General features: G+C 65.2%; 24 protein-coding genes. 19 read left to right on the plus strand and 5 right to left on the minus strand.

What is annotated here, in order from left to right:
• Positions 1-97: 97 nt before the first annotated feature.
• Together hrpB and FJ980_RS15395 are read right to left on the minus strand one after the other, a co-directional pair.
• On the minus strand, positions 98-2,560 hold the full coding sequence (gene hrpB, locus FJ980_RS15390; RefSeq protein ID WP_140544060.1) for an ATP-dependent helicase HrpB: 2,463 nt from the start codon (positions 2,558-2,560) through the stop codon (positions 98-100).
• A 55-nt stretch (positions 2,561-2,615) separates the two neighbouring features.
• A complete protein-coding gene (locus FJ980_RS15395) occupies positions 2,616-3,506 on the minus strand; it encodes a DMT family transporter (protein ID WP_140544062.1) in 891 nt (296 codons plus the stop codon).
• 23 nt (positions 3,507-3,529) lie between these two features.
• On the opposite strand from FJ980_RS15395, the gene FJ980_RS15400 reads away from it, so the two are divergent.
• The 15 genes from FJ980_RS15400 (at position 3,530) to FJ980_RS15470 (ending at position 17,761) form a co-directional block, all read left to right on the plus strand.
• Positions 3,530-4,228, plus strand: coding sequence for a PIG-L deacetylase family protein (locus tag FJ980_RS15400; RefSeq protein ID WP_140544065.1), 699 nt, complete (start codon positions 3,530-3,532; stop codon positions 4,226-4,228).
• Between the two features lie 234 nt (positions 4,229-4,462).
• On the plus strand, positions 4,463-5,794 hold the full coding sequence (locus FJ980_RS15405; protein ID WP_140544067.1) for an ABC transporter substrate-binding protein: 1,332 nt from the start codon (positions 4,463-4,465) through the stop codon (positions 5,792-5,794).
• Positions 5,795-5,900: 106 nt separating this feature from the next.
• Positions 5,901-6,848 (plus strand): sugar ABC transporter permease, encoded by a 948-nt coding sequence (locus FJ980_RS15410; RefSeq protein WP_140544131.1) that lies wholly within the window; start codon positions 5,901-5,903, stop codon positions 6,846-6,848.
• A complete protein-coding gene (locus FJ980_RS15415; RefSeq protein WP_140544069.1) occupies positions 6,845-7,795 on the plus strand; it encodes a carbohydrate ABC transporter permease in 951 nt (316 codons plus the stop codon). Before FJ980_RS15410 ends, FJ980_RS15415 begins: the two co-directional genes overlap by 4 nt.
• Before the next feature lie 214 nt (positions 7,796-8,009).
• Positions 8,010-8,213: a hypothetical protein gene (locus FJ980_RS15420; protein WP_140544072.1), complete on the plus strand. Its 204-nt coding sequence runs from the start codon at positions 8,010-8,012 to the stop codon at positions 8,211-8,213.
• 2 nt (positions 8,214-8,215) lie between these two features.
• Positions 8,216-9,322: an ABC transporter ATP-binding protein gene (locus tag FJ980_RS15425; RefSeq protein WP_140544074.1), complete on the plus strand. Its 1,107-nt coding sequence runs from the start codon at positions 8,216-8,218 to the stop codon at positions 9,320-9,322.
• Positions 9,315-10,328 (plus strand): ABC transporter ATP-binding protein, encoded by a 1,014-nt coding sequence (locus FJ980_RS15430; protein WP_140544076.1) that lies wholly within the window; start codon positions 9,315-9,317, stop codon positions 10,326-10,328. The genes FJ980_RS15425 and FJ980_RS15430 overlap by 8 nt, the downstream gene beginning before the upstream one ends.
• A 61-nt stretch (positions 10,329-10,389) precedes the next feature.
• Complete coding sequence (locus FJ980_RS15435; protein WP_140544079.1) at positions 10,390-12,030, plus strand: dihydroxyacetone kinase subunit DhaK; 1,641 nt, start codon at positions 10,390-10,392, stop codon at positions 12,028-12,030.
• A 10-nt stretch (positions 12,031-12,040) separates the two neighbouring features.
• Positions 12,041-12,640 (plus strand): dihydroxyacetone kinase subunit DhaL, encoded by a 600-nt coding sequence (gene dhaL / locus FJ980_RS15440; RefSeq protein ID WP_140544081.1) that lies wholly within the window; start codon positions 12,041-12,043, stop codon positions 12,638-12,640.
• Positions 12,640-13,029, plus strand: a complete 390-nt coding sequence (gene dhaM / locus FJ980_RS15445) for a dihydroxyacetone kinase phosphoryl donor subunit DhaM (RefSeq protein WP_140544084.1) — start codon at positions 12,640-12,642, stop codon at positions 13,027-13,029. The genes dhaL and dhaM overlap by 1 nt, the downstream gene beginning before the upstream one ends.
• A gap of 19 nt (positions 13,030-13,048) precedes the next feature.
• Positions 13,049-13,351, plus strand: a complete 303-nt coding sequence (locus tag FJ980_RS15450; RefSeq protein ID WP_140544086.1) for an HPr family phosphocarrier protein — start codon at positions 13,049-13,051, stop codon at positions 13,349-13,351.
• 41 nt (positions 13,352-13,392) lie between these two features.
• Positions 13,393-14,967 (plus strand): phosphoenolpyruvate--protein phosphotransferase, encoded by a 1,575-nt coding sequence (ptsP, locus tag FJ980_RS15455; RefSeq protein WP_181181217.1) that lies wholly within the window; start codon positions 13,393-13,395, stop codon positions 14,965-14,967.
• A gap of 7 nt (positions 14,968-14,974) precedes the next feature.
• Entirely contained in the window at positions 14,975-15,406 is a 432-nt protein-coding gene (locus FJ980_RS15460) for a hypothetical protein (RefSeq protein WP_140544092.1), read from the plus strand.
• 77 nt (positions 15,407-15,483) lie between these two features.
• Positions 15,484-16,470: a dihydroxyacetone kinase subunit DhaK gene (dhaK, locus tag FJ980_RS15465; RefSeq protein WP_140544094.1), complete on the plus strand. Its 987-nt coding sequence runs from the start codon at positions 15,484-15,486 to the stop codon at positions 16,468-16,470.
• A 265-nt stretch (positions 16,471-16,735) separates the two neighbouring features.
• On the plus strand, positions 16,736-17,761 hold the full coding sequence (locus tag FJ980_RS15470; protein ID WP_140544097.1) for a nucleotidyltransferase family protein: 1,026 nt from the start codon (positions 16,736-16,738) through the stop codon (positions 17,759-17,761).
• Between the two features lie 19 nt (positions 17,762-17,780).
• Here FJ980_RS15470 and FJ980_RS15475 read toward each other — a convergent pair whose 3' ends face one another.
• Genes FJ980_RS15475 through FJ980_RS15485 form a run of 3 tightly spaced genes read right to left on the minus strand, consistent with a single transcriptional unit; the run spans position 17,781 to position 19,476 of the window.
• The gene (locus FJ980_RS15475; protein WP_140544099.1) at positions 17,781-18,761 is read right to left on the minus strand and encodes a serine kinase; all 981 of its coding nucleotides are present in this window, start codon (positions 18,759-18,761) and stop codon (positions 17,781-17,783) included.
• The gene (locus tag FJ980_RS15480; protein WP_140544101.1) at positions 18,758-19,189 is read right to left on the minus strand and encodes a lasso peptide biosynthesis B2 protein; all 432 of its coding nucleotides are present in this window, start codon (positions 19,187-19,189) and stop codon (positions 18,758-18,760) included. The genes FJ980_RS15475 and FJ980_RS15480 overlap by 4 nt, the downstream gene beginning before the upstream one ends.
• Positions 19,189-19,476 carry a PqqD family protein gene (locus FJ980_RS15485; protein ID WP_095766141.1) on the minus strand — a complete coding sequence of 96 codons (288 nt, stop codon included), beginning with the start codon at positions 19,474-19,476 and terminating at the stop codon, positions 19,189-19,191. The genes FJ980_RS15480 and FJ980_RS15485 overlap by 1 nt, the downstream gene beginning before the upstream one ends.
• Positions 19,477-19,935: 459 nt before the next feature.
• Here FJ980_RS15485 and FJ980_RS15490 point away from each other — a divergent pair, with 459 nt between their 5' ends.
• The 4 genes from FJ980_RS15490 (at position 19,936) to FJ980_RS15500 (ending at position 23,151) form a co-directional block, all read left to right on the plus strand.
• Positions 19,936-21,843 (plus strand): propionyl-CoA synthetase, encoded by a 1,908-nt coding sequence (locus FJ980_RS15490; RefSeq protein ID WP_140544104.1) that lies wholly within the window; start codon positions 19,936-19,938, stop codon positions 21,841-21,843.
• A gap of 121 nt (positions 21,844-21,964) precedes the next feature.
• Positions 21,965-22,180, plus strand: a complete 216-nt coding sequence (locus FJ980_RS35380) for a hypothetical protein (protein ID WP_246676428.1) — start codon at positions 21,965-21,967, stop codon at positions 22,178-22,180.
• The gene (locus FJ980_RS35840; RefSeq protein WP_281406331.1) at positions 22,165-22,287 is read left to right on the plus strand and encodes a hypothetical protein; all 123 of its coding nucleotides are present in this window, start codon (positions 22,165-22,167) and stop codon (positions 22,285-22,287) included. The genes FJ980_RS35380 and FJ980_RS35840 overlap by 16 nt, the downstream gene beginning before the upstream one ends.
• Positions 22,288-22,437: 150 nt before the next feature.
• On the plus strand, positions 22,438-23,151 hold the full coding sequence (locus tag FJ980_RS15500) for a metallophosphoesterase (protein ID WP_246673225.1): 714 nt from the start codon (positions 22,438-22,440) through the stop codon (positions 23,149-23,151).
• Positions 23,152-23,187 lie beyond the last annotated feature (36 nt).

Genomic DNA, 23,187 nt, shown 5'->3' on the forward strand with positions numbered 1-23,187 from the left:
GCTCCGCCCGTGGATGACGACGTGATGGGCGTTTGTGCCAATCGCCCACCTACGCCGTCCGCTAACGCGAGCTGGCCGCCAGAGCTACTGAGCAAGCCTACGTCCCACGCGGCTTGGCGCGGCTGGTGGCGGCGGCCAGCAGCGGGTTTTCCGGCCAGACATGTTTTGGATAGCGACCGCGCATGTCGGCGCGCACATCCGCCCAGGAGCCGCGCCAGAAGCCGGGAAGATCGCGCGTCGTCTGGATCGGGCGGTGTGCCGGCGACAGCAATTCGAGCGTCAGCGGAACGGTTCCGTTTGCGATCGCCGGATGACGGTCGAGGCCGAACAGTTCCTGCACACGGATCGAAAGCACCGGCCACTCGCCGTCATAGCGGATCGGCACGTGACTGCCCGACGGCGCGTCGAAATGGGTCGGCGCCAGCGCGTCGACCTTGCGCTGCAGGTCGTGCGGGACCAGCGCCATGAGCGCCGACGACAAAGTCGCCGGCTTGATGACCGCGAGAGAGGCATCGCCGGAGAGAAACGGCAGGAGCCAATCGTCGAGGCCCTCGATGAGCGCTTCATCGGAAACGTCGGGCCAAGGCGCCCCCAGGCCGCGGTGCAGCCAGCCGAGCCGCTGGCGTAGCACCTCCGCTTCCTTGCCCCAGTCGAGCAGCGACAGGCCGTGCTCGCGCAAGGCATCCGTTATGGCGCGGTCGGCATCGGCGCCGGACGGCGCCGGCAGCATGCGTTCGGAAAGCGTGATGGCGCCGAGACGCGCGGTCTCGCGCACGCGCACGGCGCGGCGCTCGCGGTCGAAACTCGTCTCACGCTTTGTCTCGATGCGGTCGGCAAGGGCGGCGCGGATATCGACTTCGCCGACCGGCACGGCGGCGGTGATGCGGGCGTTCTGCGCCTTGCCCTGCAGGTCGGCGACCACAAGCCAGGTTTCATTGGCGAGCGGATCCGCGGCATCGACCATGGCGCCTGAGCCGTTGGCGAGCACGAAGCGGCCGCGCTCGCCGCGCGCCCTTGCCACGCGATCCGGCCAGGCATGGATGAGGATCGAGCCGGCGCCGGCCGGCGCGTCGCTTCTGTCTCCGCCAGCCTGCCCGGCCAGACGCTCCGCCAATTGCCGCGCGGCATTGGCGCGAGGGGATTTCTCGCCACGAAACCGGATCAGACGCCGCTCCAGATCGGCGCTGTCGCCGCCCAGCCCACGCTCGGTCAAAAGCACGGCCAGCGTCGCTGCTTCGAGCGGGTGGCCGCTCTTCGCCGCTTCGGCCACCATATGCGCCAGCCGCACCGGCAGCGCCAGCTTGCGCATGGCGGCGCCCGCCTCGGTCAACCTGCCGGCATCGTCGATGGCATGCAGCGCCTTGAGCAGCACCCTCGCCTCGTTGAGAGCGGGCGCCGGCGGCGGATCGAGGAACGAAAGGCTCGACGGATCGGCGACACCGAAGGCGGCGCAGTCGAGCAGCAGCCCAGACAGATCGGCCTCAAGGATTTCCGGCGGCGTGAAGGCGGGAAGCGACGCGGTCTGCTCGGCCCGCCACAGGCGAACCGCCACGCCGGCCTGAGTGCGGCCGGCGCGGCCGGCGCGCTGGTCGGCCGAGGCCTTGCTGACGCGCACGGTCTCCAGGCGGGTCAGACCGCTTGCCGGTTCATAGCGCGGCAACCGCGACAGGCCGGAATCGATGACGACGCGCACGCCGTCGATGGTGATCGAGGTCTCGGCGATCGAGGTTGCCAACACCACCTTGCGGCGGCCGTCCGGCGCCGGCCTGATCGCCTGATCCTGCGCCCTGTTGTCGAGCTGGCCATAGAGCGGAACGATGTCGGTGTCGGCCGCGACGTTGCCCGCGAGCCGCTCGGCGGTGCGCTCGATCTCGCGCTGTCCGGGCAGGAAGGCAAGCACGCTGCCCGGCTCGCCGGCCAAGGCCGCGCGCACGGCTTTGGCCATGGCGTCCTCAATCGCGACTCCGGCTGGCCGTTCTTCGTAGCGGATCTCGACCGGATAAGCGCGACCCTCGCTTTCGATCACCGGCGCCTCCGACAAAAGCTTCGCCACGCGCGCGCCGTCGAGCGTCGCCGACATGACCAGCAGACGCAGGTCCGGCCGCAACGCGCCCTGCACGTCGAGCGCCAGCGCCAGGCCGACATCGCCGTCGAGCGAGCGTTCATGGAATTCGTCGAAGATCACCGCCGAGACGCCGGGCAGCTCCGGATCGTCGAGAATCATGCGCGAGAGCACGCCTTCGGTGACGACCAGGATCTTGGTACGCGCCGAGGTGCGGTTCTCCATGCGCATGGCGTAGCCCACCGTGCCGCCGGGCTCCTCGCCCAGCAATTCGGCCATGCGGCGCGCGGCGGCGCGGGCGGCGAGCCGCCGCGGCTCGAGGAGCACGATCCGGCCCTCGCCGAGCCAAGGCGCGTCGAGCAGCGCCAGCGGCACCAGCGTCGTCTTGCCGGCGCCGGGCGGCGCCACCAGCACGGCGCTGCTGCGCCGCGCGAGCGCTTCGCCGAGTGCCGGCAGCACGGCTGTGACCGGAAGGTCCGGCAAGGGTTTCGTCGTCATTTTGCCCGCATATCAGCGGTCGCGGTCGCCGTGCAACGTGTCGGGCCCATGCAGGTCAAAGCCGCGCACGCGTAAACGGGTTCCAGCGCACTGTACCAAGCCGCACTTCCTCGCGCACCATGGTGAGGAGGCCTGAGGCGCCGACGACTGCGAGACCGACCAGCGTCATCGCGTCGGGATATTCCCTGAAGAACATCGCGCCGAGAATAACCGCCCAGACGATCTGCGAATAATGCGTCGGGGCGATGCGATTGGCCGGGGCGTATTTGGCCGCCAGGAGATGCAGCAATTGGCCGCCGGCGGTGAACAGGCCGCCCAGGACCAGCCAGCCCAATTGCCACAGATTGGGGAGCGCAAATGACGTCGCGACCGCGCCGACCCCGTTGAAGAGCAGGCCATAGCCGATCAGCGAGCCCAGCATGGTCGTGCGCTTTTCCTGCTGGGCAAGCGAGCGCATCAGGATGACGATGGTCGCCGCGACGAAGGCATTGGCGAAGGCGGCGAGATGGCCAAGATGCAATTCGCGGAAGCCCGGCCTCACCACCAGCATGACACCGGCGAAGCCCGCGACCACGGCAAGCCACCGCCAGGGGCCGACCTCCTCCTTCAGGATGACGGTCGAAAGCACGGTGACGAGCAACGGGGCCAGGAAGAGCAGCGCATAAACCTCCGCCAGCGGAATGCTGGTGAAGGCATAGACGCTGAGCACGCCCGAGGCGATGCCGGCCCAGGCGCGTGCCTGCACGGCCCAGGGCCGCCCGGTGCGCCAGAAATCGCGCCAACGCTCCTCCTTCGGCCGGGTGAAGAAGAGGAAACAGCCGGCAAACAAGGTCATGAAGAAGCCGATCTCGAAGACGGTGAACTGCCCGCCCAGACCCTTGATGACGGCGTCGCTGAACGAATAGTTTGCGTAAGCGAGAAGAGCGAGCAGGATTCCGTTCGGCACGATTCCATTTCCGGGAGAAAGACGTGAAGATACTGGCGCTGGGGGCACATCCCGACGATATCGAGATATTCATGTTCGGTACGCTGGCCGCCTATGCCGCGCAAGGCGCAGAACTGACTTTCGCCATAGCCACCGATGGTGCCAGAGGCGGCATGGGCGACCCCAAGGCGCTTGCCCTCTTGCGGCGCAAGGAAGCGGCCAAGGCGGCGGGCCTGCTCGGCGTCGAGCCGCGCTTCCTCGACTTTCCCGATGGGGAGCTCGTCGCCGATGCCACGTTCATTGCGGCGCTGAAGGCACTGATCGGCGAGGCGAAGCCCGACCTCGCCATCACCCATGCGCCCTCCGATTATCACGGCGACCACCGCGCCTTGTCCGACGGCGTGCGGCTCGCCGCATCCTTCGCGGTGCCGGTGCTGCATGCCGATACGCTCGGCGGCACCGGTTTTTCGCCGACGCATTATGTCGAAATCTCGCATCATTGGGACATCAAGGCGAAAGCGATCCTCGCGCACCAGTCGCAGGGTCCGGAGCACTATGTGCACAGGGCGCGCCTTCAGAACGAGTTTCGCGCCGGACAATGCAACGGCGCACCCGGCGCGCTGGCCGAGGCTTTCCGCTTCGAGCCGATCTTCCCCTTCGCCGACATACGCGCGCTCCTGCCGCCGGCGCCGCCGATCCGGCCGGTGACGACAAGTCCGGGCCCCGCCAACGCGGCCAGCTGACGTCGGCAGCACGCAGGTCCGGCGATCATTTTCCAACGATTTCAATGACGCGTTTCGCCATGCTGCGGCGCAGCAACGAATTCGCTTGCGTTGTTTAGTAAAAAGCGCATCACTAAACAAATTACTAAACATCGGACGGCGCATTCGCCCGCCGTGTTTGGGCCCTCGGAGGAGCGAGGGTTGAGGGCTCTTGAAACCGTCATCCGGACGCGTTTCGCAAATGGGAGGTAAGGCATGAAATCGACCTTGAAACTGGCGTTGGGACTGGCCTCGGCGATCTTTGCGTCGACAGCCGTCTCGAACGTCGCGCATGCGGAAGACCTGACGCTGTGCTGGGCGGCCTGGGATCCGGCCAACGCGCTCGTGGAACTGTCCAAGGACTTCACCAAAGAAACCGGCATCGACATGAAATTCGAGTTCGTGCCGTGGACCAATTACGCCGACCGCTTCCTCAACGAGCTCAACTCGCACGGCAAGCTCTGCGACCTGATAATCGGCGACAGCCAGTGGATCGGCGGCGCCGCCGAGAACGGCCATTACGTGAAGCTGAACGACTTCTTCGACAAGGAGAAGATCAGCATGGACGACTTCGTGCCGGCGACCGTGGTCGGCTATTCGGAATGGCCGAAGAACACGCCGAACTACTGGGCGCTGCCGGCCATGGGCGACGTCGTCGGCTGGACCTATCGCAAGGACTGGTTCTCGCGGCCCGAGCTGCAGAAGGAATTCAAGGAAAAATACGGCTGGGACCTCGCCCCGCCGACCACATTCGACCAGCTGAAGCAGATCGCCGAATTCTTCCAGAAGCGGCAGATCGACGGCAAGACCGTCTACGGCGCCTCCATCTATACCGAGCGCGGCTCGGAAGGCATCACCATGGGTGCCATGGACGTGCTCTACAGCTACGGCTTCCAATATGAGAACCCGAAGAAGCCCTACGAGATGGAAGGCTTCGTCAATTCCGAGAAATCGGTGAAGGGGCTGGAATTCTACAAGTCGCTCTATGACTGCTGCACGCCGCCCGGCGCCTCAAACAGCTACATGGGCGAAGGTGTCGACGCCTTCAAATCCGGCCAAGTGGCGATGCACATGAACTTCGCCTTCACCTGGCCCGGTCTGCAGAAGGACGAGAATGTCGGCGGCGACAAGATCGGTTACTTCGTCAATCCGAAGGGTCCCGACGGCGACCAGTTCGCGCAGCTCGGCGGCCAGGGCATTTCGGTGGTTTCCTATTCCGACAAGCAGGAATCGGCGCTGAAATACATCAAGTGGTTCGCCAACAAAGACGTGCAGGCCAAGTGGTGGTCGCTCGGCGGCTATTCCTGCCTGAACTCCGTCGTCAAGGACCCGAAATTCCCGTCCAGCCAGCCCTATGCGCAGGCCTTCCTCGACTCGATGGCAATCGTGAAGGACTTCTGGGCGGAACCCAGCTACGCACCGCTGCTGCAGGCCTCGCAGAAGCGCTTCCATGACTATGTCGTGGCCGGCCAGGGCTCGCCCAAGGACGCGCTCAACGGGCTGGTCAAGGACTGGACGCAGGTCTTCCAGGACGACGGCAAGATGTAGGCTCCTCCCGAGCCCAACCGCAGCGTCCCGTGCCGCGCTTGGCACGGGACGCAGTTCAGATAAATTCCACAGTCGAGACTTACCCGTGACCGAAGCAGGACTTACCATGCTCGATCGGACTGCGGACAACGTTGCCCGGGCAACACCGGAACCGTTGGCCAAGAAGATCCGGGGCATCAGCGACAAGGGCCTCGCCTGGCTGTTCATCTCGCCGACGATCCTTTTGCTGTTGGCCATCAACATCTTCCCGCTGTTCTGGGCGATCTATCTCTCCTTCACCAATTTCCGCGCCAACCGGCCGAACGAGGCGGTGAAGAACCTTGGGCTCGCCAATTACCAGCGCATCCTCGGCGACCAGGACATCTGGATCGCCATGCAGACGACGGCGCATTTCGTGTTCTGGACGATCCTCTTGCAGACCGTCATCGGCTTCACGCTGGCTTGGCTGATCGACCGCAAGTTTCGCGGCCACGCCTTCTGGACCACCATCATCCTGGTACCGATGATGTTGTCGCCGGCGGTGGTCGGCAATTTCTGGCGCTTCCTCTACGAGCCGCAGATCGGGCTGTTTTCCTATGTCGTCTCATTCGTCACCGGCATTCCGCCGACGAATGTGCAGATGCTGTCCAATGTCGAGCTGGCGCCGTGGGCGATCATCATCGTCGACACCTGGATGTGGACGCCTTACGTGATGCTGATCTGCCTCGCCGGCCTGCGTTCCATTCCCGAATACATCTATGAGGCGGCCGAGGTCGACCGCGCCTCCAACTGGCGGCAGTTTTGGTCGATCACGCTGCCGATGGCGCTGCCCTTCATCATGCTGGCGGTGTTGTTTCGCGGCATCGAGAATTTCAAGATGTTCGACATGGTCAACCTGCTCACCGGCGGCGGACCCGGCTCGACCACGGAAGTCGCCTCGATCACGCTGAAGCGGCAGGCTTTCGAAAGCTGGCGCACCGGCTATTCCTCGGCCTTCGCCATCATCCTGTTCGTTGCGGTGTTCGGGCTGGCCAACATCTACGTCAAGGCGCTCAACAAGGTGAAGCAGAGATGAGCCTGACCACTGCTCATTCCGTCGTTGCGCCCTCGTCGAACGCGAAGCTGATCGCCGGCACGATCATCATAGCCTATGCGCTGATCTCGATCGTGCCGCTGTTGTGGATCTTCGCCACCAGCTTCAAGACGCCGCCGGATTCGATCGCCTATCCGCCCAAGATCGTCTTCCAGCCGAGCATCGAGGGCTATTGCAACCTGTTCACGACCCGCACAAGGCAGACGCCTGACTATATCAAGTCGCTCGGACCGGCGACCGGCTTCTGCGACGAGACCGTGCGCAAGCGCAACATGGTGATCGCCGGGCCGTCGAACTTCCTGCCGCGCTTCGTCAATTCGCTGATCATCGCCTTCGGCTCGACCTTCTGCGCGGTGTTCCTCGGCACGCTCTCGGCCTATGGCTTCTCGCGCTTCAAGGTGCCTCTGGCCGACGACCTTTTGTTCTTCATCCTGTCGACGCGCTTCATGCCGCCGATCGCGGTGGCGATCCCGATCTATCTGATGTACCGCGAGCTCGGCCTCTCCGACACCGCGCTCGGCATGATCCTGCTCTACACCGCGGTTAACGTCTCGCTGGCTGTGTGGCTCTTGAAGGGCTTCATTGACGAGATCCCGCGCGAGTATGAAGAGGCCGCGATGATAGACGGCTACACCAGGCTGCAGGCCTTCTGGCGCACCGTGCTGCCGCAGGCGACCACCGGCATCGCCGCGACCGCCATCTTCTGCCTGATCTTTGCCTGGAACGAATATGCGTTCGCAGCGCTGCTTACTTCCGGCACCGCGCAGACCGCTCCGCCCTTCATCCCGACCATCATCGGCGAAGGCGGCCAGGACTGGCCGGCAGTGGCGGCGGGCACGACCATCTTCCTGGTGCCGATCCTCGTCTTCACCATCCTGCTGCGCAAGCAGTTGCTGCGCGGCATCACCTTCGGCGCGGTGCGCAAATGACTAGTGTGGGAACAGGTCGACCCCCACTCCGTCGAGCTTCGCTCGACACCTCTCCCCCGATCGACGGGGTAGAGGAAGGGCGCGAACTTCATTCAGCCAGGCTCCCTTCCTCTCCCTCCGGAGGGGGGAGAGGTGGCGCTGCGAAGCAGCGACGGAGTGGGGGAATCACCTGGCAACCATTTCTCCCCTTGAACGGGAAGGAAGGGAGGAACGCATGAACCGCTCTGTTGCCTCCAAGCGCTCCTCTTGGCCGCGATGGGCAAGGCGCGGCTTGATGGAAAACATCGCGACCGCGATCATCGCGATCGGCTTTCTGATGCTGTTCCAGCCTTTCGCGCTGTCGCTCTACACCTATTCCTTCGTCACCATGCTCACCGGCACGGTGATGTTCATCATCGTCTCGAAATTCCCGGAATAACGATGGCCGAGATCCGTGTTCAGAACCTGAGGAAGGCCTTCGGCGCATTCGTCGCCGTGCAGGATTCCAACTTTGTCGTCGAGGACGGCGAGTTCTTCGTCATGCTTGGGCCGTCCGGCTGCGGCAAGACGACGACGCTGCGCATGATCGCCGGTCTTGAGCTGCCGACCGGCGGCAAGATCCTGCTCGGCGGCGAGGACGTCACCATGCGCCGGGCGCGCGAGCGCGACATCGCCTTCGTCTTCCAGCTCTTCGCGCTCTACCCGCATATGAATGTGTGCCGGAACATCGGCTTTCCGCTTTTGGCGCAGGGCATGCCGTCGGCCGAGATCCGCGGCCGCGTCGAGGAGACGGCGAAGCTCTTGCGCATCGACCATCTGCTCGACAAGTCCGTCTCCGGCCTTGCCGGCGGCGACCGGCAGCGCGTCGCGCTCGGCCGCGCCATCGTGCGGCGGCCGAAATGTTTTCTCATGGACGAGCCGCTCGGCACGCTCGATACCGAATTCCGCGATTTGATGGTGCATGAGCTGCGCGAGCTGCACAACCGCATCCACGCAACGACGGTCTATGTCACGCATGACCAGATGGAAGCGATGTCGATGGCTGACAAGATCGCGGTGATGAACCACGGCGTCATCGAGCAGTTCGGCACGCCGCGCGAAATCTACGACCGGCCCGCAACCATGTTCGTCGCCGATTTCATCGGCTCGCCGCCGATGAATTTCCTGCGCTTCGGCGGCGGGCTCGCCAGGGGCGCGAAGGAGATCGTCGTGCAGGGCGCAAAGGTGGCGGTGCCGGAAGTCCGCGAGGACGTCGCGCCCGCCGACATGGCGCTTGGCATCCGGCCCGAGCATATCCGCTTCGACGACGGCTCGAAGCTGCGCGGCGCGATTTACGGCACCGAATATCTCGGCACCACGCAGATCGTTGCGGTCGAGACGGCCGACGGCATCATCAAGGCGCGGGTGCCGGCCGGCGTCCATCTCAGCCCTGGCGAACAGGTCGGGCTGGCGCTGAACGGTGCGCGGCTGTCGCTGTTCGAGAAGGGTTCCGGCCGCGCGGTCAGGACCGCCATGCATGATCAGGCAGCGGAGGCGCGCCATGGCTGATGTCCGTATCCAGGGCGTGACCAAGAGTTTTGGCGACACCGTCGCGATCAACGATCTCGACCTCGTGATCAAGGACGGCGAATTCGTCGTGCTGCTCGGGCCGACCGGCGCCGGCAAGACGACGACGCTGCGGCTGATCGCCGGGCTGGAACGGCCGGATAGCGGCACGATCCACATCGGCGGCCAAGACGCGACGGCGCTGTCGCCGGCCGAACGCGACACCGCCTTCGTCTTCCAGCAATATTCGCTCTATCCGCATCTTTCGGTGTTCGACAATCTCGCCTTCCCGCTGCGCTCGCCGGCGCGGCGGTTTCCCGAAGAGGCTGTGCGGCGGCGCGTCGAGGAAGTCGCGCGCATGGTGCGCATCGACCACAAGCTCGACAACCGCTCGACGAAATTGTCCGGCGGCGAGATGCAGCGCGTCGCCATCGGCCGCGCCCTTGTGAGGAAGCCCGCGATCTACCTGATGGACGAGCCGCTGTCCTCGCTCGACGCCAAGCTGCGCGCCGATCTCCGGCTCGAGCTCAAGCGCATCCAGTCCGAGCTCGGCGCTACCATGCTCTATGTCACGCACGACCAGATCGAGGCGATGACCATGGCCGACCGCATCGGCATCCTCGCCGACGGCATGCTGGTGCAGATCGGCACGCCGCGCGCGATCTATTCTGAGCCGGCAAACCTTCATGTCGCGGCGCGCCTCGGCCAGCCGGCGATCAACCTTCTGCCGGCCGGACTGCTGCCTGACGGCGGCGCCCCGACCGGAACGACGACGATCGGCGCGCGCACCGAGCATCTCGCGATCGAGAAGGCAGCGAACGGACATGCGGACGGCGTCGTCGACTGGGTCGAGCATCTCGGCGACCAGAACCACCTGCATGTGACGGTGGGGCCGAAGAAGCTGGTGACGCTCACCGATCCGGACACGCCTTTAGCCAAAGGGGATAAGGTGACGATCCGCTACATGGCGCCGCTCTATTTCGGCTCGGACGGGCAAAGATTGATGTAGCCGGCTCGCGCATAGATTTGCAAACCGATTGACGATCGCAGATACGGACTGGACGAAATTCATGAAGCACTTTTTCAACCGCAAGGACACGATCGTCACCGAGGCGCTCGACGGCTTCCTCGCCACGACGGGATCGGGCGCGCTGGCCCGCCTCGACGGCTATCCCGAGATCAAGGTCGTGCTGCGCGCCGAGTGGGACAAGACGAAAGTGGCGATCGTTTCGGGCGGCGGCGCGGGGCATGAACCCTCGCATGCCGGCTTCGTCGGCGCCGGCATGCTGACGGCGGCCGTCTCCGGCGAGATCTTCGCCTCGCCCAGCGTCGAGGCGGTGCTGGCGGCGATCCGCGCGACGACCGGCCCCGCCGGCTGCCTGCTGATCGTCAAGAACTATACCGGCGACCGGCTCAATTTCGGACTGGCCGCGGAAAAGGCGCGCGCCGAGGGCCTTGCGGTCGAGATGGTGATCGTCGGCGACGACATCGCGCTTCCGGACATCGCGCAGCCGCGCGGCGTTGCCGGCACGCTGTTCGTGCACAAGATCGCCGGACACCTGGCGGAAACCGGCCATGACTTGGCATCGGTTGCCGCGGCGGCGCGCGCGGCGGGCAAGGATATCGCTTCGCTCGGCATCTCGCTTTCCTCCTGCTCGATCCCCGGACAGGCGCATGAGGAGCGCTTCGGCGCGGATGATGGCGAGCTCGGCCTCGGCATCCATGGCGAGCCGGGCGTCGAGCGCATCGCGCTGCAGAGCGCCGGCGCATTCGTCGCTGTCATGGCCGAACGCCTCGCGGCGCGGCTCGATCCCGGCAGCCATTATGCCTTGCTGATCAACAATCTCGGCTCGGTGCCGCCGCTCGAAATGTCTTTGATCGCACACGCCGTCCTGTCGTCGCCGCTCGCCAAGGCCGTGACGCTGACCATCGGCCCCGGTCATCTGATGACGGCGCTCAACATGAACGGCTTCTCGCTGTCGCTGCTCAAGCTCGACGCGGAGCGCGAGGCGGCGCTGCTGGCGCCGGTCGGCCTGCATGCCTGGCTGCCGGCGAAGCCGGTTCGTCCGCCGGTCGTCATCGCGATGGCCAGGCCTGGCATGGGCACAGCCAGCAAGCCTGCCAGCCGCGATGCGGCCGCCGAGCGGCTGATCAAAGCCGTCTGCCAAAAGCTGATCGCGCTCGAAGAGCCGCTCAATGCGCTCGACGCCAAGGCCGGCGACGGGGATACCGGCTCGACGGTGGCGACGGGCGCGCGCAGCATTCTCGAGCGCATCGAGGCGCTGCCGCTCGCCGACAAGGCCGCGACCTTTGCCGCAATCGGCGATACGTTGGGCACGTCGATGGGCGGCTCCAGCGGCGTGCTGTTGTCGATCTTCTTCACCGCCGCGTCGCAATCGCTGGGCACCGGCGCGTCGCTCGGCAAGGCGTTGCTTGCCGGGCTCGACCGGATGACCTTCTACGGCGGCGCCAGGATCGGCGACCGCACGATGGTCGATGCACTGGAGCCCGCGCTGAAAGCCCTGGACGCAAGCGGGCCGGAAGCAGCGGCAGAAGCAGCGCGGCAAGGCGCCGAGGCGACCGCCGCGATGCAGAAAGCAAAGGCCGGGCGTTCCGCCTATATCGGCAGACAGCTTGACGTCGCGGATCCCGGCGCCTTCGCGGTCGCCGAAGTTTTCGCCGCCGTGGCGGCTCTGTTCGCCCCGGCATGAAGGACAGGAAATGGCCGCAGCCGATTTCTCCCGATTGATCGCGGCGGCGGCCGATACGATCGCGGCGCATGCCGAGGAGTTGACCGCGCTCGACCAGGCGATCGGCGATGGCGACCACGGGCTGAACATGAAGCGCGGCTTCGAGGCGGTGCGCGCCGAAGCGGACGCCTTCGCGGCAAAACCGCTGCCCGAGGCGCTGAAGGCCGTCGGCACCAAGCTGGTAATGACCGTCGGCGGCGCGTCCGGGCCTCTCTTCGGCACGCTGTTCATGGCGCTCGGCAAGGAATTGCCGGCAGCACCCGATCGAAGCAGCTTGGCCGCGGCACTGGGCAAGGCGATCGAGGCGGTCGCGGCGCGCGGCAAATCGCAGCCGGGACAAAAAACCATGCTCGATGTGCTGGCGCCGGTGTATGAGGCATTGGCGCAGGGCAAGACGGCAAGCGAGATCGCCGACGTCGCCGACAAGGCCGCAGAGGCCACGGTGCCGATGAAGGCCTTGCGCGGGCGCGCCTCCTTCCTGGGAGAGCGCTCGATCGGGCATATGGACGCCGGAGCGCGCTCGACCGCGCTGCTGGTGCGCGCAGTCGCCGAAACTGTCGAGGGCATTTGATGAGCAATGTCGGTATCGTCATCGTGTCGCATTCGCCCCTGGTCGCCGAAGGCACGGCCGACATGGTGCGCCAGATGGTGGGCGACGAAGTGCCGCTTGCATGGTGCGGCGGAAACGGCCATGGCGGCCTCGGCACCAGCGTCGAAGCGATCATGGGCGCGATCGACAAGGCCTGGTCGGAAGCGGGCGTCGCTATATTGGTCGATCTCGGCGGCGCCGAGACCAACTCGGAGATGGCGGTCGAAATGATCGGCGAGCCGCGCTCCCACAGAATAGTCGTCTGCAACGCGCCGATCGTCGAGGGCGCGGTGATGGCGGCAACCGAATCCTCCGGCGGCGCCTCGCTCAAGGAAGTGGTGGCGACGGCGCATGAATTGTCGCCGTCGTGAACGAACGGGAACCGACTGAATGTCCGCATCCGCCGAAGCAACGGTCCTGATCACCCACGCGGTGGGGCTGCATGCGCGCCCTTCGGTGAAGTTCACCAAGCTCGCCAAGTCGTTCGCGGCCGAGGTGGAGGTGGCGGTGGCGGCCAACGGTCCCTGGTTCGACGCCAAGAGCATCGTCAAGGTGATGGCGGCCAAGGCGCCGAAAGGGACCATGCTGCATATCCGCGCCAAGGGCGACGGCGCGGCCCAGGCAGTGAAGGCGCTGGTCGATCTGGTGCAGCGTGACTTCGACGAGGGCGCGGATCATGCCCGGTCCGCTTGAGGCCGATCTGAATGTCGCCAGGCCCGCAAGGAATGCGAGCCATGCGGGTTGAGGGTATCCCCGCCTCTCCCGGCTACGCCGAAGGCCCGCTGTTCGACCTCGACCAGCCTCCGGCGAGCTACAAGGGCAAGGCGACCGCCGAGGAAGAACAAGCCGCATTGGTGAGCGCAATCGGCAAGGCCGTCGGCCGGCTGGCGGCGCTGGTCGAAACCGCCAATGGCGACGCCGCCGGCATTCTCGAATTCCACATCGCCATGCTGGAGGACGACGCGCTGAGCGGTCCGGCTTTGGCGGCGATCGGTTCCGGACAGCCGGCGGACGCCGCCTGGCGCGCGGCGCTGGACAGCGAGATCGCCGGCTACGACGCGTCGGACCAGGACTATTTCCGTGCCCGCGCGGCGGATTTGCGCGACATCCGCGACCAGGTGCTGCGGGCGTTGAGCGAGGACAGCGAGGCCGCGACACCGCCGGGCGCGATCCTTTATGGCGACGACATCGCGCCGACGCGCTTCCTCGAAACCGACTGGAGCAAGGGCGGCGGCATCGCGCTCAAGCGCGGCAGCACCGCCAGCCATGTCGCTATGCTGGCGCGCTCGCACGGCGTGCCGATGGTTGTCGGTCTTGGCGGCGAGGGTGAAACGCGCACCGGTGTCGCGCTGCTCGATGCCGAACGCGGCGGAATCGTCATTTCGCCCTCGCCGGCCGAGATCGAAGCCTTCCGGCAGTCCGCCTCCACCTTCGCCGATCGCCAGGGCGCCGCGCGGACATTCCTGACGGAACCGGCGGTGACCAAGGCCGGCACCTCCGTGCGCGTCCAGGTCAACATCGCCTACCCTTCCGATGTCGACGGCATCGAAATCGAAAGCTGCGACGGCGTCGGCTTGATGCGCACGGAGTTCCTGTTCGGCAAGACATTGCCGGATGAGGAGACGCAATACCGTGCGTATCGCAACGTGCTGGAATGGGCAGGCGACAAGCCGGTGACCATCCGCACCGTCGATGCCGGCGGCGACAAGCCGGTGCCGGGTTTCACCGTCGAGGAAACCAACCCGTTTCTCGGCCTGCGCGGCATAAGGCTTTCGCTCAAGCGGCGCGACATTTTTCGCGTCCAGATACGGGCATTGCTGCGCGCCGCCATCCACGGCAATCTGAAGGTGATGTTCCCGATGATCGCCACGCCCGAGGAGTACAGCCAAGCCGCCGCGCTTTTCGCGGAAGAACAAGCCGCGCTTGCCGCGCAGGGCGTCGCGCACAAGCTTCCGCCGCTCGGCATCATGGTCGAGGTGCCGTCCGTCGCGCTGGCGCCGGAGGATTTCGCCGATGTCGCCTTCTTCTCGATCGGCTCCAACGACCTGACGCAATATGTGATGGCGGCGGCGCGGGACAACGCGGCGGTCGCGCATCTCAACTCCGTCCGCAACCCGGCGGTGCTGCGGCTGATCGCTGCGATCACGGCCTTCGGGCGGGAGAAAGGTATTGCGGTCAGCCTATGCGGCGACGCGGGCGGCGATCCGGCAGCCATTCCGGCCCTGCTCGCGGCGGGCTTGCGCGACCTGTCGGTCGCCCCTGCGCAACTCGCCATGGCCAAGGCGGCCATCGCCGACGTTGCGGTGTAGACGCGGCATGGCCAGGACCGAGAAGATATCGGAAACAGGCTCGGAAGAGGCGATCCGCGCCTATAAGACGATCCTGTCGCAGGTGATCGACCAGCGTCCGTCGGGTATGCGCCAGCGCCTTGCCGATGCGCTCGGCAAGCACCGCAGCTTCGTCACACAGATCTCCAGCCCGGCCTATTCGATCCCGATCCCGTCAAGGCACCTGCCGGCCATCTTTTCCGTCTGCCACTTCAGCCAGGCCGAGCGCGACCAGTTCATGGCCGCCTATCACCAGGCGCATCCCGGCAAGGCGCCCGCAGCCTCGGGGCCCCGCAAGACGCGCCACGTCTCGCTCATCGTGCCGGATTTCGGCGACGACAGGCAGAACGCCGCGCTCGACCGGGCGATCAACGAATTCATCCAGAAAATAACCAGCATCGCCGGCAAGGGCAGCGGCTGAGCAAGAGCAATTCCAGGAAAAGTGTCCAGCGGTTTTCCGTTCGGAGTTGCGTAAACTAAGACGTCGGGAGGACTGCCATGAAGAAATTCATCAACTCGGTGGACACGGTCCTGACCGAGAGCCTCGATGGCTTCGCCGCCGCCCATGCCGATATCCTTGTGCTTGGCGACGAGCACAAATTCATCCGCCGCAGGGCGTTGAAGCCGGGCAAGGTGGCGCTGATCTCGGGCGGCGGCTCCGGCCACGAGCCGCTGCATGGCGGTTTTGTCGGCCACGGCATGCTGGACGCCGCCTGCCCCGGCCAGGTCTTCACTTCGCCGACGCCCGACCAGATGCTGGCCGCCGTCGAGGCCGTCGATACCGGCGCCGGCTGCCTGTTCATCGTCAAGAACTACGAAGGCGATGTGATGAATTTCGACATGGCGGCAGAGATGGCGGACGGCGTGCTGCAGGTGGTGACCAATGACGACGTCGCGGTCGAGAACTCGTCCTACACGACCGGACGGCGCGGGGTGGCCGGCACGCTGGTGGTGGAAAAGATCGTCGGCGCCGCCGCCGAGCAAGGCATGCCCCTGCCCGCGCTCAAGGCGCTGGGCGACCGCGTCAATGCCGCGACGCGCTCGATGGGCGTGGCGCTGACCAGCGGCACGGTGCCCGCCGCCGGCAAGCCGACCTTCGAGATCGGCGACGGCGAAATGGAATTCGGCGTCGGCATCCATGGCGAGCCCGGCCGGCGGCGCGACGCGCTGAAGAGTGCCGACGCCATCGCCGAGGAGGTCTGTGCGGTGATTGCCGGCGACCTCGGCGATCGCGCCAAAGGACCGGCGCTGCTGTTCGTCAACGGCTTCGGCGGCACGCCGTCCATGGAGCTTTATCTGATGTACAACAGCGCCCGCAGGATGTTCGAGAGGCAGGGCGTGACGGTGGTCCGCTCGCTGGTCGGGTCCTATGTGACCTCGCTCGACATGGCGGGATGCTCGATCACGCTGACCATGCTGAATGACGAAACATCAGCACTATGGGACGCGCCGGTACACACGGCGGCGCTGCGCTGGGGAATGTAGCCGGCTTCAGCAAACCGAGCCCGAACGCCTCAAAACGTCGGTGACGCCACGGCCACCACGCTGGACAGTTTTCCAGCCTTGCGCAGCAAAGGCGCCTCATATTTCTTTTTCGTCATTTCCAACACCCTCCGGATCAAATCCAGAGAATGGACGATCCGCGCGCAAAGTCAAACTCACAAGCCGGCTGTGCCGCCGCGCACTGGTTTCCAGCGTGATTTTCTGCAAGCATGGGCTTGTTCCTGTCATTCGAACGCCGTCCGGGTTGATGCTGCCTTCTCTTGCGCCTGCCGATGAAAAGCTGCTGCTGACCTTTGCCGACCCCGAAGCACTGCCTGCTGTCGGCCGGGATATTGCAGCCGCAACCCTGCTGGCGCTGCTCGTCAACGCCGAGTTCCATGGTGTGCTGCCAATCATGCTGCGCAAACTCCGGCAAATCGGCGACGCTCAACTGCCGCAGGACGCAGCCTTGCAGCGGAAGTTGTCGGAGTTGCGCGACGAGGCGACGATGGCGACCGGCCAATCGATGCTGTTGCAGTACCACGGCGACCGCATCATGAAGGCGCTGGCGGCAAAGGGCGTGCCGGCCCGGATCGTCAAGGGACCGGTGTTCGCGCGCAAGCTCTATAGCCAAGTTGCGGACCGTCCCTTCACCGACATCGACATTCTCGTCGACCCCGCCAGCATCGATGAGGCCAACAAGACCATCGGCGAATGCGGCTTCGAGCTCGGCAGCGACGAGGCCGAGTCGCACGAGCTGCAGGAATTCAAATGGCTGGAGAAAGAGAACTCCAGCCTGCTGATCGAATTGCATGGCAATCTGGTGCACGACACCGGCATGCGCAGACGCCTGTCGCTTGGCTTTCGCGAGTTGCAGGCGATCGACGGCGGCGAAACCGACACACCGGCCGCGCTGCTCACCATCGCCATCGTCCATGCCGCCGGCGGCCACAAGTTCCACCGCCTGCAGCTCTGCGTCGACGTGCTGCAAGGCGTGCGGGCGCTGAAATCGTCTCAAGAGGAAGCGCGGCTGCTCGATGCCGCCCGCATGACCGGCATCGAGCTCGAGCTGGCCACGGTCCTCAACGTCACCGGACGTCTGTTCGGCGCGCCGCGCGCGATCGAGCTTGCCGACCGCATCAAGCCGGACCTCTCGATACGGTTGGCGAAATGGCTGATCACCGGCAACATGCTGCTTCGGGTCAATTCGCGCGAAAAGCTGCGCTCGCGCCTCAGCCGTGATGCCTTCCGCTGGGTGCAGAGGCTGGCGCGGCCGCGACCACATCCAGCCTGAGAGAGGAAACTCACTCCCACTAAATCTCGACCGCAGCCTGGATCAACGCAGCCGCATCCGGGGGCCTTGCGCCAACTTCCAGCGTGAAGGTCGGAACCGCCTTCACCAGCGTCGCGATCGTCGCCATGCGCCTTTTCTGCAGCGACAGCAGGCCGGTCATGCCGGTCCTTACATTGTCGGTGGCCAAAGCCACCATGGCGTCTGTCCTGGCCATCGGCAACAGCCGGGTCTCGGTGTCTGCCGAGCGTGCAAGGTGCAGGAGCGCCGCGACGGGCCTGGCGCGCACATCCTCGACACGGATGATTTCGCCAAGGCGGTCCAGCGAAACGGATTGCTCGCCCTCGGCGTCCCACTTCTCGCCCAGGCAGGGCGCGACGAAGGGCAGCATCGCCGCCGTGTTGCGGTGGACCTTCACCTTGCGCGGCATGCCCCAGGCCGTGATGCCCTGCGCGCTTGCGTCGAGGATCATCACGTCGTCCGAGCAGAGGCCGAAGCCCCGCGAGGCAAGCGCGAGCGATGTGGTCGACTTGCCCGTGCCGCTTGGCGCATGAATGAGAACCAGGGCGTCCTTTCCAGGCAAGGTGAGACCCGCGGTGTGCAGCATATGCTGGCCGTCCGCGTCGAGTGCTGCATCCAGCACCATCATCAGCAAAGTCCACTTGATCTTGCTGTCGGGATGAAGACGGATTTCGGCCCGGCTCTCGCCGTCGTGGATCGACAGCGTCTGCTGGCCCGGAAAGACGAGATGGAAGGCGCGTCCGGCGTCGATCATGCGGCAATGGCCATCCAGCGGCACTTCGCCGTCGAAAGCCAGCTTTCCTTCGGGGTTCTCGTGCAACTCAAGCGTTTCGACAATGTCGACGCGAAAACCGGGCTGGACAGGCTCGTTCATACGCAGGGCGCCGAGCATCAGGTCGAAGCTCGGCCACAGATCGGCACGCGCGGCGGTGATGCCTATGACCTGGCCGTTGAGATCATAGCGGAAGGTCTGGTTGCTCAAGCGGCTGGCGCCTTCATGCTGGCGGGGTGGCGGTAGATCTCCACCATGCCGGGCTGGCTGTCGCTGATCACCGGCGTGCCGTCGAGGCAGACCCAGCAATGCGCCGACAGGCGAGGCTCGTGCATCGACTTGGCGTCGACGCCGAAACGCAGCTCTGGATCAAGACCGGCCATGCGCAGAAAGCGGAAGCCGAGCAGACCTTCGCGAAGGCATCTGCGGTCGCGCATCAGCCAGGGGCGTCGCACCGTCCGCTTGACGCGATGGACGATGTAGGTCCAGGGCAAGTCGCGATAGGGTGCGGGCGACTGCAGCGGGGCCAGTTTCAACACGCTTTCGAAATCGCGCCGGCCGACCAGCACCGGCATCAGCCGGGCGCTGAGCCACAAATGGACGCGAAACAAGGCGCGCAGGACCGGTCCGTCGGCCATCACGCGTCCGGGTCGGCGAGGATGCCTTCAGCCACCAGCTCGGCGGCCAATTCGGCCATATCCTGATCGAGCGTTGCCTTGTCGACCTCGAATTCCTCCGACAGCAGATCGACGATCTGGTCGAGCTTGCGCGCGCCGTTCACCTTGTCGAGAAAAGCCTCGGTCGTATCGTTGCAGGTGTAAAGCTGGCCGCTGCGCGCCAAAAGCACGACCGCGCCATCGCCGACATGCTGCACGGACGCATCGTCCGCCATGCGCAGCACCGTTTCAGAGCCGATTTCAGCCATCCGCCCGCTCCCTTCGCTAGAAGAGCAATTAGCGCGGCGCCGCGAGGCTGTCCATCGCCCTGCATGGCGAAGGGGGACGATCGACCCTCCAGGTGTCTGCCCGCTACCGGGCGAATATTAGCGAAGTCTTGCCTTGCTTCCCCTAAGTAAGCTATGAGTCCGCCGGGCTTTGGGGAGTGATCTGTATGCGTTACAATTGGGAACGGGCTCCGACGGCGTTCGAGCGCCATCGGAAGGCGCTTGCGGCGGCCATCCTGATCGCCGGCGGCGTCGGGCTGATGCTGGCGGCGCTGCCGCTTTAAGCCGGCTGATATCTCGGACCGTGACGGCGACGCCTCCACCGAAGGCGCCGAACAGAGACGTTTGCCGGCGATGTCGACCAAAATGCAGGAAGACATGGCCGCCACGCGCGGCTTAGTCTATGGCAGGGCGGCAGAACGTTTCTTGGGAGGAAGGCGGATGGCCTCACGCTATCACGAAGTCTATGAGGGCTGGAAAAGCGACCCCATAGGGTTCTGGGCCGAGGCGGCGAAGGCGATCGACTGGTATAGGCCGGCCGAAAAGGTCTTCGATCCGGAAGCCGGCGTCTATGGACGCTGGTTCACCGGCGCCACCTGCAACACCTGCCATAACGCGCTCGACCGCCATGTCGCCGGTGGCCGCGCCGACCAGCTGGCGCTGATCCATGACAGCGCGATCACCGGCACGATCCGGACATTCACCTATGCCGAATTGAAGCGCGAGGTCGTCGCGCTGGCTTCGGTGCTGAGGCATCGCGGCATCGGCAAGGGTGACCGCGTCATCATCTACATGCCGATGGTGGCGGAAGCCGCTATCGCCATGCTCGCCTGCGCGAGGCTAGGCGCCGTGCATTCGGTGGTGTTCGGCGGCTTCGCCTCGCACGAGCTCGCCACCCGCATCGACGACGCCAAGCCGAAGCTGATCATCACCGCCTCCTGCGGCCTGGAGCCAGGCCGTGTCGTCGCCTACAAACCGCTGCTCGACAAGGCGATCGAGATGTCGAAGCACAAGCCTGACGCCTGCCTCATCCTGCAGCGCGAGCAGCTGCGCTGCGAGATGAAGGACAATTACGACTTCGACTATGCCGATGCGGTTGCGCGCGAACGCGCCGCCGGCGCCAATGTCGATTGCGTGCCGGTTTTAGCCACTGACCCGCTCTACATCATCTACACCTCCGGCACGACCGGCCAGCCGAAAGGCATCGTGCGCGACAATGGCGGCCACATGGTCGCGCTGAAATGGACCATGGACCACGAGTTCGGCGTCAAGCCGGGTGAAGTGTTCTGGGCGGCTTCCGATGTCGGCTGGGTGGTCGGCCATTCCTATATCGTCTACGGGCCGCTTTTGCATGGCTGCACCAGCGTGCTGTTCGAAGGCAAGCCGATCGGCACGCCGGACGCCGGCACCTACTGGCGGGTGATCTCGCAGCACGGCGTGGTAGCGCTGTTCACCGCGCCGACCGCCTTCCGCGCCATCAAGGGGCAGGATCCCAGGGGCGAGTTCGTGCCGAAATACGACCTGTCGAAGTTCCGCACGCTGTTCCTTGCCGGCGAGCGCGCCGACCCCGAAACGATAAAATGGGCGGAGCAGAAGCTCGACCGTCCCGTCATCGACCATTGGTGGCAGACCGAGACCGGCTCGCCGATGACGATCAATCCGGCGGGGCTCGGGCTTTTGCCGGTGAAATACGGGTCGCCCGGCGTGCCGATGCCGGGCTACGACATTCGCATCCTCGACGATGCCGGCCACGAGGTGGCGCGCGGCACGCTCGGCAATGTCGTGGTCAAGCTGCCGCTGCCCGCCGGCTGCCTGCCGACGCTGTGGAACGCCGACGCCCGTTTCCGCCAGGCTTACCTCGAGGAGTTCCCCGGCTACTACAAGACGGCCGACGCCGGCATGATGGACGAGGACGGCTACCTCTATGTGATGGCCCGCACCGACGACATCATCAACGTCGCCGGCCACCGGCTCTCGACCGGCGCCATGGAAGAGGTGCTGGCGGCCCATCCCGATGTCGCCGAATGCGCGGTCATCGGCATTGCCGATGCCATGAAGGGCCAGGTGCCGCTCGGCTTCGTGGTGCTCAATGCCGGCGTGTCGCGCGATAGCGGCGCGATCGAAAGTGAGGTTGTAGGGCTGGTGCGCGAGCGGATCGGCCCGGTTGCCGCCTTCAAGACCGTGGTGACGATCAAGCGGCTGCCCAAGACCCGTTCCGGCAAGATCCTGCGCGGCACGATGCAGAAGATCGCCGACAAGGAGGAATGGACAATGCCGGCGACGATCGACGATCCGGCGATCCTGGACGAGATCACGGCGGCGCTGAAGGGACGTGGCATCGGGGTGTAGTCGCCGGCAGACGGCCGCGTTAAGGATCAATTCACCAATTTGTCCCGCACTGCAATCGCTTATTGTGCAATGCAGCAATAAACTTTAAAGTTTGCGTGGGGGGCCATACCGAAGGTACGGCATGGCCCAGCACAAGACGACATTCGGCGGCGTCGACATACTGCGATGCCTGGCTGCCGTCATGGTGATGTTCTATCACTATATGGCGGCTGTCGCGCTGATGGCGTTGTCGCTGCGCCCCGACTTTTCCTGGCCCGGCTGGCGGCGGATCGGGCTGATGACTATCCGCTCTATCTCTTCCATGATGTCGTCGGCGCGGCGATGCTCGGCGCCCTGATGCGCGCCGGCGTGCCTTATCTGGCCGCTATTGCGACCGAGGCCGAGCCGCGCATCCGGCTGCTCTTGGACCACACGCTGTTCCGCTATCGGTTGAAGGTCGCCTGACGACGCGACTGCCGATCGCGCGCCGGTGTGGAATTGTTTGCATTCGGCATGATATCGAGGCGCAGATCAGTGCAAGTAGCCGAGCCTCAATCCGTGAATCTTTTCCAACGATCGAGACGCCCTCGACCCGCGCCACGCGAGCGCCTCGTCATGGACATGCGCGACATGGTCGTCTACGTGATCGGCGACGTGCATGGCTGCCACGACGAACTGCGCGCGCTGGAGCAAAAGATCCAGATCGATGCGCAGCGCTTCCGCGGTCGCAAGATCATCATCATGCTGGGCGACTATATCGACCGCGGGCCGCAGTCGCGGCGCGTGATCGACCATCTGATGGCGCCGCCGCCAAAGGGCTTCCAGCGCATCTGCCTCGTGGGAAATCATGAAGTCGCGCTGCTCCTCTATCTGGACGGTCATCTCTCGCGTGAAACCTGGCTCGGCTATGGCGGCCGCGAAACCCTGTTCTCCTACGGCGTTGACCCTGACCGGCTGATAAGCCTCTACGGTTCGAGCGAGCAGGCCGATGCGCGCATACGCGAGGCCATCCCAGCCAGCCATGTCGACTTCCTGCGCACGCTGCCGGCGATGGTCTGCTCCGAGCATTTCGTCTTCGTGCATGCCGGCATCCGTCCCGGCGTGGCGCTCGAGGCGCAGGACGAGGGCGATCTGCTCAACATCCGCGAGGAGTTCTTCCAGGCGGCGCACCGTCTCGACCGCTGGGTGGTGCACGGACACACGATCGTGAATGTTCCGACACTCGACGGACGCCGGCTCGACATCGACACCGGCGCCTTTCAAACGGGACGACTGACGGCGCTTAGGATCGTCGGCAAATACGGCCGGCTGCTGTCTTCGCGGGATTAGGACGGTTCACGCTCCTAGAGCCGGATGATTTCAGGT

The sequence above is a fragment of the Mesorhizobium sp. B1-1-5 genome, from assembly GCF_006443065.1.
GTDB lineage: Bacteria > Pseudomonadota > Alphaproteobacteria > Rhizobiales > Rhizobiaceae > Mesorhizobium.